We start from the raw sequence: 16,361 nt of genomic DNA, 5'->3' as shown, positions 1-16,361 counted from the left end.
CACCCCGACACGGGTCAGTGATCGGCGGATGCCGGTGCCGTCGCGGGCTGCGCGAGCACCGGCATCCGTCGATTGACGAACTGCGGAACGGCGATGCCGTGCAGCAGGATGCTGCCGACGACGGTGAACACCATGATCGCGAGGACGTCGTAGGCCTCCGCGTCGGGCAGCTTGTTGAAGGCAAGCAGCCCGAACACGATCGTCGCGGTGCCGCGCGGGCCGATCACCCCGATGAGGGTGCGCGACCCCCAGGGCACGGGCGATCCCAGCATCGACAGGTACACCGGCACGATGCGGAACAACGTCAACGCCAGGACGACGAGCACGAGCAGACGCCAGTCCACGCCGTTGACGATGACAACGGTGGTCATGGCCCCCAGGACGAACCACACGATGTTGGCGGCGAGGGTGCCGGCTTCTTCGACGAGAAGGATCTCGGGGTGCGGGATCGTGCGCTCGTCGGTGCGCTTGGTCCGTGCGATGCGGTAGACGATGCCGGCGACGAACGCCGCGACGAAGCCGTTCGCCGCGAGGGTGCTGAGTGTCGCGACGCCGAAGGCGATGAGGGGAACGAGAAGCATGACGTAGCGGATGCCGGGGGCGTCGGCCCAGCCGCGGCGCGAGGCCCATCGCACGCACACGCCGAAGACACCGCCGATGACCGCGCCGACGACAATCGCGATCGCGGTGGCGGGGACGGCCCCGAAGAAGGCCTCGAAGAACTCGCCCAACCGCTCTTCGAGCTGCGATTCGTTCTCGGGTGACAGGGTGTCGGAGTTGACGGCCGCCAGGATCGTCGGCCAGGCGATCGCCGCGGCCAGCGCCATGGCGAACACCGGCGAGACCAACCCGTCGTTGTAGCCGCTTTCGATGTTCAGGATCTGGCGCACCCGGGCGGGGATGCGCGGCGAGCGCAGCAGCGTCGCCGCCGGCGCGAAGTCGGTGGGCATGATGACGCACGCGACGACGATGAGGATGAAGACGCTGAGGTGGGGCAGCAGGAACAGTCCGCTCACCACGACCGCCAAGATCGACAGCGGCAGGGCGACGAGCACGAGGCGCGCGATCGTTCGCCCTTCGCCGCCGAAGACGCCCCCGCTCACCTCGCAAGCATCGACGAACAGCAGCACGGCGAGGATCAGCTCCACGACGTGCTCGGCGGCGTCACTGCCCACCGCATCGGAGAAGCCGGTGACGTCGATGAGCACGAGCACCGCTCCGGCGAGAGCGAGCACGGCCGGACCGGCGACGCCGGTGCGTTCGAAACGATGAGCGACGACCGACCACAGACCGATCACGACGAAGCCCAGCAGGAAGATCAGCGGCACCGTTCACCTCTCCTCGGCTGTCTCGGGCGCACGAGCCCCGGTTTCCGGGATCAGTCTGCCAGTCGATGCCGCCGCCGCGTGTCAGCGCTCCACGAGCACACCGTCGGCATCCGCCCAGACATGGGCCCCGGGACGGAACACGACGCCGGCGATCTCCACCGGCACGTCGAGCGCGCCGACGCCCGCCTTCGCGCTCTTGCGGGGGTTCGAGCCGAGGGCCTTGACACCGAGATCGAGCGCGGCGATCGCAACCCGGTCGCGGATCGCGCCGTGCACGATGAGGCCGGCCCAACCGTTCGCGACCGCGGATGCCGCGATCAGGTCGCCCACAAGCGCCGATTCCAGCGAGCCGCCGCCGTCGATCACGAGCACGGCGCCCTCGCCCGGGGTCGCGAGCGTCGCCTTGACGAGCGCGTTGTCACGGTGGCAGCGGATCGTGCGGACCGGGCCGTCGAACGCCGCCCGTCCGCCGAAGTCGTGCAGCTGCAGGGCGAGCGAGTCCAGCGCGTCCCCGCGCTCGTCGTACAGGTCGGCCGTCGCGATGGTGGTCATGACGCCACGCTAACGAGACGCGGGGGCGCGGGGCGCCGTCATGAGCGCGGAAGTTCCGGCATCCTTCCGCCGCCAGCAAACTCATAGGTCCTCACGGGAACAAGACGTCGGTTGCATACGGTTGCATCGACCGGGCCGATAGCGTCCCGCCGACAAACCGTCCTTCATCCTTCTTCAGGAGACGACCATGAGCACCATCGCCGCGCACCCCGCCGACACCGACGCGCCGATTCTCGACGTCCTCGCCGAGCGCTGGAGCACCCGCATCTTCGACCCCGCGACGCCGATCGACGAGCAGGCCCTGGCCAGCGCGCTCGAGGCGGCCCGCTGGGCACCTTCCGCCAACAACACGCAGCCGTGGCGCTTCGTGGTCGCCCGTCGCGGCTCGGCCGCGCACGCGCAGATCGTGGACGCCCTGATGGGCTTCAACCAGTCGTGGGCCGCAGACGCCGCCGCTCTCGTCGTGTTCGCATCGGCCGCCGCGCTCGACGGCAAGCCGCTGCCGTGGGCCGCGTACGACACCGGCCAGGCGGCTGCCCACTTCACGGTTCAGGCGCACGCCTCGGGCCTGCACACCCACCAGATGGGCGGCTTCGACCGTGACGCGATCGCCGCGGCGTTCGGCTTCGGCGACGATCTCGTGGCCGTGACCGTGATGGCCGTCGGCGCCCTCGGCGACATCGACGCCGCTCCCGAGGCGCTGCGCGAGCGCGAGCTGGCCCCGCGCGTGCGCCGCCCCATCGCGGAGTCGCTCATCGTCAACGACTGACGCGCGGCGCCGCCCCCGACGCCCCGCCCCGCGAGAAACCACTCCCCGCACGAAAAACCACTCCCCGCACGAGAAACACGTGTAGGAGTGGTTTTTCGCATCCGGAGTGGTTTTTCGCGAGTTGTCAGTCGTCGAGCAGTTCGGCCTCGATCACGTCGTCATCCTCGGATGCCGCAGCATCCCCGCTCTCGTCGGGCGCCGCTCCTGCGCTGGTGAGCACGAGACTCGTGCCGTCGGCGGCGACGTCGACGCGCACGAGGTCGCCGTCGCGCACACCGCCCGAGAGCAGCGCCATCGCGAGCCGGTCCTGGATCTCGGACTGGATGAGGCGACGCAGCGGACGGGCCCCGAAGATCGGGTCGTACCCGCGCTCGGCGAGCCACGCTCGCGCGTCGGGGGTGACCGCCAGCGTGAGCCGACGATCGCGCAGCCGTCGCTGGAGGGCGTCGACCGACAGCTCCACGATCTGTGCCAGGTCGTCCTGGCTGAGCGCATGGAACATCACGATGTCATCGAGCCGGTTGAGGAACTCGGGGCGGAACGCCGTGCGCACGAGCGCCATCACCTGATCGCGCTTCTGTGCGAGCGTCAGCGTCGGGTCGATGAGGATCGGCGAGCCGAGGTTCGACGTCAGGATCAGGATCGTGTTGGTGAAGTCGACCGTGCGCCCCTGACCGTCGGTGAGTCGGCCGTCGTCGAGCACCTGCAGGAGGATGTCGAACACCTCGGGGTGCGCCTTCTCGACCTCGTCGAGAAGCACCACCGAGTACGGCCGCCGCCGCACGGCTTCGGTGAGCTGACCGCCCTGCTCGTAGCCGATGTACCCCGGAGGGGCACCGACCAGCCGGGCGACCGAGTGCTTCTCGCCGTACTCGCTCATGTCGATGCGCACCATCGCACGCTCGTCGTCGAAGAGGAACTCGGCGAGCGCCTTGGCCAGTTCGGTCTTGCCGACACCGGTGGGTCCGAGGAAGAGGAACGAGCCCGTCGGCCGGTTCGGGTCGCTGATGCCGGCGCGCGAGCGGCGCACCGCATCGGCCACCGCCTTCACGGCGTCCTTCTGGCCGATCAGCCGTTTGCCGAGCTCGGCCTCGAGGTGCACGAGCTTCTCGCTCTCGCCCTGCAACAGGCGTCCGACGGGGATGCCGGTCCACGCGGCGATGACGGCGGCGATATCGGCATCCGTCACCTGGTCGCCCACCATCCGCTCGCCGCCCTCGGCGGCCTCCGCGTTCTCGGCCTGCGCGACCTGTCGCTCCAGCGCCGGAATCTCGGCGTAGTACAGCCGCGAAGCCTTCTCGAGATTGCCCTCGCGCTGGGCGCGCTCCGCCTCGACGCGCGCCTGGTCGAGGCGCGTCTTGAGGTCGCCGACCGCGTTCAGCGAAGCGCGCTCACGCTCCCATCGCGCCTGCAGCTCGTCGAGGCGCGCCTGCTCGACCTTGAGGGTCTCGCGAAGCGTCGCCAGCCGCTCCTTCGACGCGGCATCCTTCTCGCGCTTGAGGGCCAGCTCTTCGAGCTTGAGGCGGTCGACGTGGCGGCGCAGCTCGTCGATCTCGAGAGGTGCGGAGTCGATCTCCATGCGCAGGCGCGACGCGGCCTCGTCGATCAGGTCGATGGCCTTGTCCGGCAACTGACGCGAGGGGATGTAACGGTTCGACAGGGATGCCGCGGCCACGAGCGCGCCGTCGGCGATGGCGACCTTGTGGTGCGCCTCGTAGCGCTCCTTGAGGCCGCGCAGGATCGCGATGGTGTCCTCGACGCTGGGCTCGCCGACGTACACCTGCTGGAAGCGGCGCTCGAGGGCGGCATCCTTCTCGATGAACTCGCGATACTCGTCGAGCGTCGTCGCGCCGATGAGGCGGAGCTCGCCGCGCGCGAGCATCGGCTTGAGCATGTTGGAGGCGGCGACCGATCCCTCGCCACCTCCGGCACCCATGAGCACGTGCAGCTCGTCGATGAAGGTGATGATGCGACCCTCGGACTCGGTGATCTCTTTGAGCACGCTCTTGAGGCGCTCCTCGAACTGTCCGCGGTACATGGCACCGGCCACGAGCGCGGAGATGTCGAGCGAGACGAGCTCCTTGTCCTTGAGCGACTCGGCCACGTCGCCGGCGACGATGCGCTGGGCGAGGCCCTCGACCACGGCGGTCTTGCCGACGCCGGGCTCGCCGATGAGGACGGGGTTGTTCTTCGTGCGACGGGTGAGCACCTGGCTGACACGCCGGATCTCACTGTCGCGGCCGATCACGGGGTCGAGCTTGCCCTGGCGCGCACGGTCGGTCAGGTTGATGCCGAACTGCTCGAGGGCGCTCTGCTGCTCCTCCTGACCGGGCTGGGGTTGTGCGTTCATCGCTTCTCCTTGAAATCTTCGAGGCTCAAACTTGAGCCATCGGGACTCAACTTTATCAAAACGTGATGCGCGCGGCAAGCGGTGCGGCGATGGGCAGTCCTCCCCATCGCGACGACGCCGGGGCTCACCTAGAGTGACGACGTGGCCGATCTCGTCGTCAATACGGAGAACCTCCGGAATCTCGCGAACCAGCTCGCGACCGTCCACGGCACCCTCACCGCCGCGGACGGCGACGCGCGCAACCTGTCGGGGATGATCCCGCACGCCGGACTCGCCTCCGCCGTAGACGAGTTCGCGTCGGGGTGGGACCGGCGACGCAAGGATCTCGCTGATCGCGTGGACCAGCTCCAGAAGCGCGCGGATGGCGCCGCCGACGCGTTCGAAGGCGTCGACGGCCAGCTGGCCGACAAACTCACGGACGGGAGCAACGGATGAGCATGGCACCCATCGGCGGCGATGTCGCCGGCATCCGCGGGCACGCCTCGCGATACAGTTCCACGGCCCGCGCGGTGTCGGAAGCGGTCGACATGCTGCAGGCGGTCATCAGTGCGTCGCAGCAGGAGACGAGCGGAGCCGTCGAGGCCCTGGCCGGGACGATCGGCGACACGAAGACCTTCCTCTCCCGCATCCGGGAGCGCTACGAAGTGGCCGGCTCCGCGCTCGCCGTCTTCGCGAACGAGCTCGAGCAGGCGCAGCAGCAGGCGGCATCCGCGATCGCCGCGCACGACGACGCGCAGCGTCGCCACACCTACGCTCAGCGCAACCTGACGGAGGCCCGTCAGGCGACGCAGCAGACCGTCGACCCCAATGAGCTCGCCGAGGCGACGGATGCCGCGCGACGCTACTCGTCGATGAGCACGTCGGCGGCGACGGACCTCTCCCAGGCGAAGGCCGCCTACGACGCCGCGGTGGAGCGCGTGCAGCGCGCCGGCAACGCCGCGGCATCCACGATCTCGCAGACGGTGTCCAGCGATGACCTCAACGACTCGTGGTGGGACAACGTCCTGGACTGGGTGAACCAGAACGCGGAGTGGCTGAAGGTCGTCAAGGACATTCTGACGGTCGTCACCGCCATCGTCGGCGTGCTGTCGATCTTCTTCCCCGTGCTCGCACCCATCGCCCTGGGGCTCGCCGTCGTGTCGATGGGGCTCAGCTTCCTGCTGGCCTCGTCGGGCGACGGGTCGTGGTTCGATTTCGCACTGGACGCCATCGGCGTGCTGACCTTCGGCGTCGGCAGCGCCGCGCTGGCCGGCATCAAACTCGGCACCGTCGCCCTGCGCGGCGGCCGCGCGGCCACACTCGCGGTGCGCAGCCCCGGGATGGTCTGGGGCAACGGCGCACGCCAGGTCATCGGCAATCTGCTCGATCGGGGCCTGGTCGGCTCGATCCGTCAGCCGATGCGGATGGTGGCCGAGGAGAGCGCGAGCGTCCTGTCGGCACGGCCGAACTTCGCACAGGTCGTCACGCACTGGGGCGACGACGCGATGAAGGGCATCCGCGAGTCGGACAGCATCATCATCTCCGAGTTCGACCAGATCGCGTCGCAGGCGCGGCTCGGCGCCGGAGGCGCCATCGACAACCTCGTGACGAGCGGCGTCGACAGCCTGAAGGGAGTCGTCGGGACGATGGGCAAGATCGGCTCGTCGCTCGACGCCTACAACCTGGTGGGAATCGGGATCAACCGCAGTGACCAGCTGGTGAGCTGGGTTCAGGACCAGACCGGGGTCCAGACACCGCTGGGTACCCTCACGACCGGCCTCAACGAGGTGTACGGATTCGTTCCGGGGCTGTTCGAGGCGCCGATGGGAGCGGACTGGCGCTCCGCCTCCACCCCGTGACGCTCGAGCGCCGCGTGGCATGGGAGGCCCGCTTCGGGGACGGCCTCTTTCTCGCCACCATCCTCTGGGTCGTCTTCGGTGCACTCCCGACGATCGGCTTGCTGGTGGGCCAGCTCGTGACCGGTTCGTTCGTGAGCAAGGGCGCCGTGCCCGACAGCTTTCCCGCCTTCATGCCGCCGTGGTGGGCGGCCTACCCCATGACCCTGCTGCTCGTGGTGCTGACCCTGGGTTCGCTGCCGCTGCCGCTGCGCGGCCTGCGGGCAACGACGCGGAGCACACTTCTGACGGTGCTCGTGCTGACCTTCAGCACGACGCTCTACATCGCCGCGGCCGCCGCGGCGGCGGAAGCCCACGAGGGTCGCGTCAACTTCTTCGGGGTCGACAACCTCGTGTTCATCCAGTTCTTCCTGATCCTCGTCACGGTCGCACGCATGCTGCTGAGCGGACTGCGCCTGCTGCCGCGAACGTGGCGGGAGTACATCGACGAGGACGGTACGGTGGTGCCGCCGAAAGAGATCGTGCGTCGCGCCCCGCGCCGCCCGTGGGACTGGAATCGCAACCGGGCGCGGCGCCGTCCGCCGGGGCAGTGAGGGACACCATGAACGAGATCGCGCCCCCGCGCTACCGGCTCGTGCTGCCGCCGGGCTTCCTGCTCATCCCCGTCGCCCACTCCACCGACGACGACATCGCTGACCTCGTCCGTCGGCATTATCGCGACCTGCCTCGCGACAGCTACGGCCCGCAGATCGACCGGACCGCCGCTCAGCTGGTCGCCGCTGCGCGCAGCGCCCGCGAGGCCGGCGTACTCGACCTCATCGTGCCGATGGGCGTGCCGTGGCGTGCGCCGGTATCGCTGGCGATCGCGATCAGCACCGGCCCGGCACCCACAGGCGACGACCCGGGGCCCTCGGCATCCGAGATCAGCGAGACCGTGACGACATCCGCAGGCGAGGCCGTTCGAGCAACCGAGAGGTTCGCCGTGCCGACAAGAGCCGACGAGATGGCACCGTTGATGAGAGTGCGCTTCCGATGGCCGATTCCCGATAGCGATCGGCACCTGCTCGCCGTCTGTACGATCAGCGGCATGGTCGACCCCGAGCTCGCGCCGATCGTCGACGCCCTCGCGGAGCTCGGCGATCTGCTGCTGCAGACGCTTCGCTGGGACTGAGAGGAACCTCATGGCCATCGACATGGACTACGACCTCGACCGCTGGGTCTACGTACCGAACCTCTTCCCCTGGGAGTCGTTCGGCGACGAGGAGCAGTGGGCGGATGCCGTCGCGCGCGCCTTCGGCGGCGAAGGGCGGACGGCCGCACCGGCGGAGCTGGTCGACTGGCTGCGGGCGTACCTGGTCGGCGCGGTGCGCAGCAACCGATCGGGAACGATCCGCTTCGTGCATCTGCCGAACATCACCGCGCCGCACGCGATCGTCGACGTTTACGACATGCCGCATCGCGACGATGTCGCGCTGGTCGACCTCACACACGAGAGGCAGGCACCGGCCGCCCGCGAGCCCGAGGTGGTGCCGTTCGATTCGGAGCATCTCGGAGCGGGAATCAAATCCACCCGGTGGGTGCGCACCGAGGCCGACACGATCGTCCGGGCGACCAACTGGGTGTGGCGAACCGTCGAGCGCGACATCGTCGTGATGACCGCCAGCTCCGACCTTCCCCTCGCCGAGGCTCTCGACCCGGTGGTCGACGAGCTGGCCCGCACGATCCGCCTGGCCTGACGCGCGCGGTCAGGAGGCCATCGCCTCCAGCTGCGCGGGCGGCGTCGTGCACGTGAAGCGCGCGCGGTAGGCGGTGGGCGTGAGCCCCAGGGTGCGCGCGAAGTTCTGCCGCAGGACGGCCGCCGAGCCGAACCCGCACGCCGACGCGATGGCATCCAGGCCCAGATCGGTCTGCTCGAGCAGACGCTGCGCGTGGATGATGCGCTGGCGTCCCAGCCAGGCCGCGGGCGTCGTGCCGTAGTCGGCTTTGAATCGGCGGGCGAAGGTGCGCGGCGACATGTGCGCGCGGGCGGCGAGCTGGTCAACCGACAGATCGAGGGTGAGGTTCTCCAGCATCCACTCGGTGACCGGTGTGAGCGAGAGCGAGGTGGATTCGGGCAGCGGCTTCGCGATGAACTGCGCCTGGCCGCCGTCGCGCTGGGGAGGGACGACCATGCGGCGCGCGATCGTGTTGGTCATCTCGGCGCCGAGCTCGAGGCGCAGCAGGTGAAGGCATGCGTCCAGCCCTGCTGCCGTGCCGGCGCTGGTGATGATGCGCCCGTCCTGGACGTACAGAACGTTGGGGTCGACGTCGATGCGCGGATACATCTCGGCCATCGTGTCGGCGTAGCGCCAATGGGTCGTCGCACGCCGTCCATCCAGCACCCCGGCAGCCGCCACCACGAACGAGCCGCTGCAGACCGTGAGCACCCAGGCGCCTCGCTCGACGGCGCGGCGGACCACGGCGGACACGCGTTCGTCCACGTGTGCCCACTGGTCGCGCGGGATCGGGGTGATGACGACGAGATCGGCCTCGTCGGCGAACGACAGATCGTCGTCGACGTTGATCGAGAAGCGCAGGTTGCTCGGCACCGCGCCCGGGTCGGGCGCGACGACGCGGAAGTCGAAGTTCGGGATGCCGTCGTCCGACCGATCGAGCCCGAACGCCTCGCAGGCCAGACCGAACTCGAAGGGAGCGAAACCGGGCTGGACGACGCAGGCGATGGTCTTCATGGCAGGAATCCTACTCCTTTGAGCAGTTCTGCCACTCATGACTCTTCGGCTACGGGCATAGCTTTTCTGCCATGCTCATCTTCTTCCTCGTTCTCACACTCGTCATCGTCGTATCGGTCGGCGCGACCGTTCGCGCCCTCATCACCGACGACTACCGGCCGGTGCGGACCGACCGGTCGCGCCTGCCGTGAGGACGCCGTTTACCCGGCGGGCGCCGTGCGCCTCGCTCGACGACCGGGGGCGGCACTCGCTCCGGTCGTTGAGCGAGCGCAGCGAGTCGAAACGCCGCCGCCGGGGTGTCAGCGCCGTCGCGGCAGCCGGTCGAGCGCATCCAGCAGCACGTCGGCCGATCGCTGCCACGAGAAGCGCGCGATGTGCGCCGATCCGGCGGCGATGAGCGCGTCACGGCGCTCGGGATCGTCGATCGCACGCACCGCGGCGGCGAAAGCCGCGGCATCCGTGCCCGGCGCGTACAGCGCACCGTCGCCGGCGACCTCTCGGAAGATCGGCATGTCGGTGACGACAGCGGGAACGCCCAGCGCGAGAGCCTCGGCGACCGGAAGCCCGTAGCCCTCGTCGAGGGATGCCGAGACCAGCACGGCCCGCTCGGCCAGAAGCCCGGCGTACTCGGCATCCGTCACACCGTTGTGGAAGCGCACCGCACCCCCGCGGCCATCGACGAGACGCTCGAGCTCAGCGCGACGGTCGGGCGAGATGCGCGACAGCAGATGGAGCGTACGTCCGGGAAGCTCCGCCATGGCGCGGATGAGGGTCTCGACGTTCTTGTACCCCATGAACGAGCCCATGTAGACGAGGTTGTCGGCGCCGGGCTCAACCCGGACGCCCGCCGGCAGCAGGTCGCCGAGGCGCTGCGGCGCGTTCGGGACGACGATGACGGCCCGCTTCGTCAGGCGCACGCGGGCGAACTCGGCCGCGCTCGTCTCGCTGACGGTCGCGACCAGATCGGCGGCGTTGAGCGTGAGGCGCTGCGGAACGTATGAGAGATGGAACAGCCGCCAGCCGACGCGGACGTACCAGGGAAGATTCCGCGGCGGCGTGCGATGCCGGTAGTAGATCGTGTCGTGGAGGGTGAGGATCACACCGAAGCGACGGCCGAGCACCCCGATCGTCTGCATCGGTGAGAACAGGGCGTCTGGACGATACCGGTTCAGCAGGAGCGCCGTGAACGGCTCGCGCACCGCGGTGGGGGCGTGAATCCGCAGCGCACGTGCACCCTCCGGCAGGAGAGCCCGCTGCGCCTCGTCGTGGATCAGGAACACGACCTCCACACCCCGCGCGGCCGCGCCACCGGCGACGGCCGCGGCGAGCTCGGCCGAGTACCGGCTGATGCCGTCATGGAAGTCGGTGCGGATGTACCGCGCGTCGAACAGCAGGCGCATGTCAGCCGTCGAGGGGCTCGCCGCGGTAGAGCTTCTCGAACGTGTCGAGGGTCTTCTCGATGTCGTGGATCTCCACCCCGTCGAGCGACGCCTGCTGCATGCGCAGGTACTCCTCCGGCGAGGCCGTCAGCACGCGGCGCAGCTTGTCGGCGAGGTCGTCGACGTCGCCCGGCGCGAACAGGTACCCGTTCTCCCCGTCGTGGACGAGGTGCGGCAGCGCGACGGCATCGGCGGCGACGACGGGAAGGCCCGAGGCCATCGCCTCCATCGTCGCGATCGACTGCAGCTCGGCGATCGACGCGATCGCGAAGACGTCGGCGCGTGTGTACGCGGCGCGGAGGTCGTCCTCCTCGACGCGGCCGTAGAAGGTGACGCGGTCCTGGATGCCGAGGCGTTGCGCGGTCTGCTCCAGCGCGCGGCGCTGGTCGCCGCCCCCGACGATGTCGAATGCGATGTCGGGCAGTTCCGGCGCGAGCTTCGCGATCGCCGCGAGCGTGACCTCGACGTGCTTCTCGGTGGTCAGCCGACCGACGAACAGCACGCGGTTGTGGGGCCGCGGGGTCAGGTTCGGCGTGTAGTTGCGCTTGTCGATGCCGCAGCTGATCGGGATGACGCCCGTGATGTCGATCGTGCTCTCGAGGAACTCCGCGGCCTTGCGCGTCGGCGTGGTGACCGCGCGCGACATGTCGAACGTGCGCTTCGCGTCGTCCCACGCGAGCTTGACGACCACCTTGTCCAGCAGGGGCGGCAGGGTCGTGAAGTCGAGGATGTTCTCGGCCATGACGTGGTTGGTGGCGATCACGGGGATGCCGCGCTGGCGCGCGATGCGGGTGAGCGCACGCCCGAGGACGATGTGCGACTGGCTGTGGACCACGTCGGCGGCCACCTCGTCGAGAAGTCTGCGCGAGTAGTGCTTGGCCATCCACGGCAACACGAAGCGCAGCCAGTCGTGCGGAGGCCAGCGCCACCCGGGTGGACGGTGCACGGTGAGCCGCTGGCCCTCGATGATCTCGTGGAAGGTGCCGTGCACAGAGTGCTTCACGCTCGGCGTCATGACGTGCACGTCGTGCCCACGAGCGGCGAGTCCGGCCGCGAGGCGCTCCGCGAAGCGCGCAGCGCCGTTGACGTCGGGGCTGAAGGTGTCGGCGGCGATGACGATCGTGAGCGGCCGATGAGCGGGATGCGGGTCGTCGGGTGTCGCGGAGTCGGTCACGGGGTGCGAGGCCTATCTGTGCGGCGGCGGCAAGACCGCGGATCGCGGAGCCACCCCGAGGAGTCTACCCGAGGGCCCCGTTGCCGCCGGGAACCAGCCGCCCCGCGTAACGTGGTGTCATGGCCCGACTGACCGCCGATGCCGACCAGACGCGCTGGGTTCCCATCACCGACTCGTTCGGACTGCGGGGACGTCGCGCCCGCAAGAAGGCGATCCGGATGCTGCTGGGTCAGGCCAACGGCATGCTGGGCGCCGAGGCGCGCCCGGGCGGCGCGTTCGCCGCCTGGGCGATGAGCCAGGCGGCGCCCGCGCTCATGCGCAAGGCCGCCGGACGCGTCCTGGTCTGGGTGTGGAGGTCCGACCCCGAGCTGGTCGTCGTCATGGCGCAGATCCAGCAGCTCACGCCGCAGTTGCGCACCGCGCGCGCCATGATGCCGATGGAGTACGACGACACCGAGGACTTCCGCGGCCCGTACCTGGGCACGGGAGAACGGCTGGTCATGCCGACGCCGCCGGCCCGGAGCGGCACCGCGACGCCGCCGCCGTTCGCCACCTACACCTGGGACACCGGGACGCATCTGATCACCGTGACGGCGACCGGGGGCGATCGGGAGCGCTTCGGCACGGTGATCCCGGCGGTCGACGAACTCGCCCGATCGCTGCGGGTCGTCGACGACGTGGTCGCTGGCGAAGCGGGTCCGGTGCTGCGGATCGACCCCGCATGATCTTCCTGGAGCCGGCGGACGGCCCCGCCGATCCGCCCTCCTCGCGCCCCCATGCCGGTGTGCTCGGCGGCCCGGTGTTCCGTTTCGGCTTCCGGCCGGGCGAGGGTGCACAGCGCGTCGCGGTGCCCGGGCTCGACGCGGTCGTCTGCACCGCCGACACGGTGCTGCACTGGGCGTTCTACGCCGACGGGGATGCCGCGGTGCACGCACCATGGGCGCCGCTCGCGGTGACGGTCGACGCCCGCGTCGGCGCGGAACGTCTCAGCGACGATGTCCGCGTGCGCGACCGCTACGGCTTTCGCCTCGACGCGGACAGCCAGTTCGCGGCGGCCTGGAGCATGCCCGAGCAGTGGAACGCCGACACCGTGAGCCTCGCTCCCTTCGCCGGGCGGACCGCGGAGGTCGAGATCATCCTGGGAACGAGCGCGCTCGCGACCGACGCCGGCACCCCCGACGAGGTGACCGGTTTCGTCGAGCTTCGTGTCGAGGAGCTGTCGGCATCCACCCCCTCACCCGCCGAACGCGTGGACACCCGGCGGGGCTCGCACGCCGGCGACCGCTTCTCGCGCGGCAACACGGTCCCCGCGGTCGCGGTGCCGCACGGGTTCACCTTCCTCACCCCGGCGACCGACGCCCGCGCCCAGCGCTGGCCGTACCGTCCCTTCGTCCACGACGACGAACAGGGCCGGCGCCTCGAGGCCGTGCAGTTCTCGCATCAGCCCAGCCCGTGGATCGGCGACCGCGGAGTGCTGCAGGTCATGCCTTTCGACGGCATCCCCGTCTCATCGCCCACGGCGCGGCGACGCTGGATCGCACCGGGCAGCGAACGCGCCCACCCGCATGTCTGGTGGGCGATGCTCGACGGCGGCCTGCGCATCGAGGCGACGGCGACCGACCACGTGGGCCTCTTCCGCGTCGAGGGCGACGACTCCGACGCGGAGGTCGGCTTCATCATCGACCAGCCGGGAGCCCACGGCACCGTCATCGCGCAGGGCGACAGCGTGCGGGGCTGGGTGGGCGAGGCCGACCCGTGGTGGGGCAACGGGCCACGGACGTTCTTCGCGGGTGTCGTGCGAGGTCATGCGGCCCGCTCGGGCCGCCTCGACGACGACGGGCGAGGCGAACGCGCGGGCTTCGTCGCCGGCACGGGCGCTCTCGAGCTGCGCATCGCGATCTCCTTCATCTCCCTCGAGCAGGCACAGCGCGCGCTCGCCCTGGAGGCACCGGAAGAGATGACGTTCGACGAGATCCGAGATCGTACCCGCGGCGCCTGGGACGCGGTGCTCGACAGCGTGCAGATCCCGCAACTCACGGCATCCGAGCGCCCTTTCCGCGGCCTCGCCGACACCGACCTCCGTGCGCAGCTCGCCTCGGCGCTGTACCGCCTGCACCTCTACCCGAACGCGGCGGAGGAGAACGTCGGATCCGCCGAGAGTCCGCGGTGGGCGTACGCCGATCCGTTCACCCCCGCCGGGGCGCACACCGACACGCGCACCGGAGCGCCGATCGCGGCCGGGCGCCTCCCCGTCAACAACGGGTACTGGGACACCTACCGCACGGCGTGGCCGATGATGAGCCTGGTCGACCCGGTGCGGTCCCGGGAGCTGCTGGACGGGATGCTGGAGCCGCAGCGACGTCACGGCTGGATGCCGCGGTGGACGGCGCCCGGATACGTGGACGCGATGGTGGGCACCTCCAGCGACCAGATCCTCGCCGACGGCGAAAGGTGGGGACTGCTCGACGACCCGCGCACCGCCCTGTCGTCGGGATGGCGCAATGCCGCCGAGCGCGCACCCGACGCACGCCGCGGACGCAAGGGCATCGAGCGGGGACGCTTCCTGGGTTTCATCCCGCGGGTCATCCACGAGGGCATGAGCTGGAGCATCGAGAACGCCGTCAGCGACGCCGCGCTGGCGCGGCTGGCAGACCGACTGTCGGCGGCGTCATCGGGCGACGACGCCGCGCGCGATGAGGCGCTGTCGCGCTGGCTGGGAAACCGCGCCCTCGCCTACCGGCAGCTGTTCGATCCTGTCGTCGGCTTCTTCCGCGGACGCGACGCCGACGGCCGGACGGCGGGCGGACGCTTCGATCCGCGCGTCTGGGGCGGCGACTACGTCGAGACGAACGCCTGGGGGATGTCGGTGAGCGCGGTGCACGACCGCGCCGGCCTGGCCGCCCTCTACGACGGCCGACAGGGCCTGCGCATCCACCTCGATCGCCTGTTCGCCGAGCCCGAGACCGCGGATGCCGCGTTCGCCGGCGCCTACCGTCAGGTCATCCACGAGCAGCGCGAGGCGCGGGCGCTGCGCAGCGGCATGTGCGCCATCTCCAATCAGCCGGCGCATCACATCCCGTACATGTACACCGGGACCGATCAGCCCTGGCTCGCCGGCGCGACAGCACATCGGTTGGCACGACGCCTGTTCGCGGGCGGCCACATCGGCCAGGGCTTTCCCGGTGACGAGGACAACGGCGAGATGAGCGCGTGGTGGCTGTGGGCGGCGATCGGACTGTATCCGCTCGAGCTGGGTTCCGGCGAGCTCGTCATCGGCTCGCCGCTGCTCGACGACGTGACCGTCGCGCGCAGCGACGGGTCGCGTCTGCGCATCCGCTCGCGGCGACCGCACGCGGACGCCCATGTGCTGCGTGCCGCCCGGGTCAACGGTGCGCCGCTCACACGTGCCGTGCTGGAGGTGGATGCGCTCGGCGCCGACGTCGACCTGGAGCTCGAGTTCGGCGACGACCCCGCCGAGAGCCTGGGCGCCGACGAGCCGACCCCCGTGCGCCCGTGGCACCCCGATCTGACGGGCGGGTCGGGTCGCATCGTCCACGCGCCCGGCGTGCGCCACGCCCGCCGACTCGTCGACGACGGCGCTGCGGGCGGCGACCGCGGCGTGCGCCTGCGGCCGGGGGCCTGGGTGGGGTGGCTGTTCCCCGAGATCACGTCCGTGACGGACGCCACCCTGACCGCCGTGGACGCGGTGGGCGACGACGCGCTGGAGTGGGAGTGGTCCGCCGACGGGACGTCGTGGCACGCGGCCGAGGTCACGGCTCCGACGCCGCTCGCCGCCGATCGGACGACCCCCTTCCGCTTCACGGACGCTCTCGCCGCGCGCGCCGTGCGCGTCCGAGCGGCGCGCGCGGTGCGTGTGCGCCAGATCGAGCTGTTCGACCTCGACGCCGACCACTGATCGCGTCCTCCGATCGCGCCGGCATCGGCCGCTATCGTGGCGTTCAGCCCTCGACGGTGGGGCGGGTGCTGCGCCGCCACCACGTCCCGCTGCTGCGGGAGCTGGACCCGGTCACCGGGACGGTGATCCGCGCGACCCGCCGGACGGGACGGCGCTACAAGCACGACCATCCCCGGTCCTTGATCCACGTCGATGTGAAGAAGCTGGGCCGCATCCCCGCCGGCGGCGGGTGGCGCCTCCACGGCCGCGGTGAACGACCCGCCCGCAAG

Annotated in this window: 14 protein-coding genes and 1 pseudogene; 9 read left to right on the top strand and 6 right to left on the bottom strand. The window is 70.4% G+C overall.

What is annotated here, in order from left to right; genetic code table 11:
- Nucleotides 1-14 precede the first annotated feature (14 nt).
- The gene (locus tag BGN98_RS10580) at nt 15-1,328 is read right to left on the bottom strand and encodes a cation:proton antiporter domain-containing protein (RefSeq protein ID WP_288121358.1); all 1,314 of its coding nucleotides are present in this window, start codon (nt 1,326-1,328) and stop codon (nt 15-17) included.
- Nucleotides 1,329-1,409: 81 nt separating this feature from the next.
- A complete protein-coding gene (gene rraA / locus BGN98_RS10575) occupies nt 1,410-1,880 on the bottom strand; it encodes a ribonuclease E activity regulator RraA (RefSeq protein WP_005051853.1) in 471 nt (156 codons plus the stop codon).
- Nucleotides 1,881-2,067: 187 nt separating this feature from the next.
- Here rraA and BGN98_RS10570 point away from each other — a divergent pair, with 187 nt between their 5' ends.
- On the top strand, nt 2,068-2,649 hold the full coding sequence (locus BGN98_RS10570) for a nitroreductase family protein (protein ID WP_204947895.1): 582 nt from the start codon (nt 2,068-2,070) through the stop codon (nt 2,647-2,649).
- A gap of 124 nt (nt 2,650-2,773) precedes the next feature.
- Here BGN98_RS10570 and BGN98_RS10565 read toward each other — a convergent pair whose 3' ends face one another.
- Nucleotides 2,774-4,999, bottom strand: a complete 2,226-nt coding sequence (locus BGN98_RS10565; RefSeq protein ID WP_288121357.1) for an ATP-dependent Clp protease ATP-binding subunit — start codon at nt 4,997-4,999, stop codon at nt 2,774-2,776.
- 141 nt (nt 5,000-5,140) lie between these two features.
- Here BGN98_RS10565 and BGN98_RS10560 point away from each other — a divergent pair, with 141 nt between their 5' ends.
- From BGN98_RS10560 to BGN98_RS10540, 5 genes are read left to right on the top strand one after another with little or no spacing between them, the layout of a single operon-like run.
- Complete coding sequence (locus tag BGN98_RS10560; protein WP_061683495.1) at nt 5,141-5,434, top strand: type VII secretion target; 294 nt, start codon at nt 5,141-5,143, stop codon at nt 5,432-5,434.
- Nucleotides 5,431-6,837: a hypothetical protein gene (locus BGN98_RS10555; RefSeq protein ID WP_288121356.1), complete on the top strand. Its 1,407-nt coding sequence runs from the start codon at nt 5,431-5,433 to the stop codon at nt 6,835-6,837. Before BGN98_RS10560 ends, BGN98_RS10555 begins: the two co-directional genes overlap by 4 nt.
- On the top strand, nt 6,834-7,427 hold the full coding sequence (locus BGN98_RS10550) for a hypothetical protein (RefSeq protein ID WP_061683493.1): 594 nt from the start codon (nt 6,834-6,836) through the stop codon (nt 7,425-7,427). Before BGN98_RS10555 ends, BGN98_RS10550 begins: the two co-directional genes overlap by 4 nt.
- Before the next feature lie 8 nt (nt 7,428-7,435).
- The gene (locus BGN98_RS10545; RefSeq protein WP_061683492.1) at nt 7,436-8,005 is read left to right on the top strand and encodes a hypothetical protein; all 570 of its coding nucleotides are present in this window, start codon (nt 7,436-7,438) and stop codon (nt 8,003-8,005) included.
- A 10-nt stretch (nt 8,006-8,015) separates the two neighbouring features.
- The gene (locus BGN98_RS10540; protein WP_036286607.1) at nt 8,016-8,570 is read left to right on the top strand and encodes a hypothetical protein; all 555 of its coding nucleotides are present in this window, start codon (nt 8,016-8,018) and stop codon (nt 8,568-8,570) included.
- Between the two features lie 9 nt (nt 8,571-8,579).
- On the opposite strand, the gene BGN98_RS10535 is transcribed toward BGN98_RS10540, so the two are convergent.
- The 3 genes from BGN98_RS10535 to BGN98_RS10525 form a co-directional block, all read right to left on the bottom strand.
- On the bottom strand, nt 8,580-9,563 hold the full coding sequence (locus tag BGN98_RS10535) for a GlxA family transcriptional regulator (protein WP_036286609.1): 984 nt from the start codon (nt 9,561-9,563) through the stop codon (nt 8,580-8,582).
- 299 nt (nt 9,564-9,862) lie between these two features.
- The gene (locus BGN98_RS10530) at nt 9,863-10,963 is read right to left on the bottom strand and encodes a glycosyltransferase (protein ID WP_036286613.1); all 1,101 of its coding nucleotides are present in this window, start codon (nt 10,961-10,963) and stop codon (nt 9,863-9,865) included.
- Nucleotide 10,964: 1 nt separating this feature from the next.
- On the bottom strand, nt 10,965-12,176 hold the full coding sequence (locus BGN98_RS10525) for a glycosyltransferase (protein ID WP_288121353.1): 1,212 nt from the start codon (nt 12,174-12,176) through the stop codon (nt 10,965-10,967).
- Between the two features lie 119 nt (nt 12,177-12,295).
- Here BGN98_RS10525 and BGN98_RS10520 point away from each other — a divergent pair, with 119 nt between their 5' ends.
- From BGN98_RS10520 to BGN98_RS14835, 3 genes and pseudogenes are all read left to right on the top strand, one after another.
- Nucleotides 12,296-12,901 (top strand): hypothetical protein, encoded by a 606-nt coding sequence (locus BGN98_RS10520; RefSeq protein WP_288121351.1) that lies wholly within the window; start codon nt 12,296-12,298, stop codon nt 12,899-12,901.
- On the top strand, nt 12,898-16,092 hold the full coding sequence (locus tag BGN98_RS10515) for a glycoside hydrolase domain-containing protein (protein ID WP_288121349.1): 3,195 nt from the start codon (nt 12,898-12,900) through the stop codon (nt 16,090-16,092). The genes BGN98_RS10520 and BGN98_RS10515 overlap by 4 nt, the downstream gene beginning before the upstream one ends.
- Before the next feature lie 65 nt (nt 16,093-16,157).
- Nucleotides 16,158-16,361 (top strand): annotated as a pseudogene (locus tag BGN98_RS14835) (IS481 family transposase); the annotation flags it as partial.

Origin of the sequence: Microbacterium sp. 69-7, assembly GCF_001897985.1 — a bacterium.
In the GTDB taxonomy this organism is placed as follows: domain Bacteria; phylum Actinomycetota; class Actinomycetes; order Actinomycetales; family Microbacteriaceae; genus Microbacterium; species Microbacterium laevaniformans.
The sequence above is the reverse complement of the archived record's forward strand: the minus strand, read 5'-3'. Positions and strand labels throughout refer to the sequence as shown.

What these genes read in the sequence shown, in the direction of transcription:
- BGN98_RS10535 (WP_036286609.1), bottom strand. Translation starts at nt 9,563, where the DNA reads ATGAAGACCATCGCCTGCGTCGTCCAGCCCGGTTTCGCTCCCTTCGAG.
- BGN98_RS10515 (WP_288121349.1), top strand. Translation starts at nt 12,898, where the DNA reads ATGATCTTCCTGGAGCCGGCGGACGGCCCCGCCGATCCGCCCTCCTCG.
- BGN98_RS10545 (WP_061683492.1), top strand. Translation starts at nt 7,436, where the DNA reads ATGAACGAGATCGCGCCCCCGCGCTACCGGCTCGTGCTGCCGCCGGGC.
- BGN98_RS10570 (WP_204947895.1), top strand. Translation starts at nt 2,068, where the DNA reads ATGAGCACCATCGCCGCGCACCCCGCCGACACCGACGCGCCGATTCTC.
- BGN98_RS10555 (WP_288121356.1), top strand. Translation starts at nt 5,431, where the DNA reads ATGAGCATGGCACCCATCGGCGGCGATGTCGCCGGCATCCGCGGGCAC.
- rraA (WP_005051853.1), bottom strand. Translation starts at nt 1,880, where the DNA reads ATGACCACCATCGCGACGGCCGACCTGTACGACGAGCGCGGGGACGCG.
- BGN98_RS10565 (WP_288121357.1), bottom strand. Translation starts at nt 4,999, where the DNA reads ATGAACGCACAACCCCAGCCCGGTCAGGAGGAGCAGCAGAGCGCCCTC.
- BGN98_RS10530 (WP_036286613.1), bottom strand. Translation starts at nt 10,963, where the DNA reads ATGCGCCTGCTGTTCGACGCGCGGTACATCCGCACCGACTTCCATGAC.
- BGN98_RS10540 (WP_036286607.1), top strand. Translation starts at nt 8,016, where the DNA reads ATGGCCATCGACATGGACTACGACCTCGACCGCTGGGTCTACGTACCG.
- BGN98_RS10520 (WP_288121351.1), top strand. Translation starts at nt 12,296, where the DNA reads ATGGCCCGACTGACCGCCGATGCCGACCAGACGCGCTGGGTTCCCATC.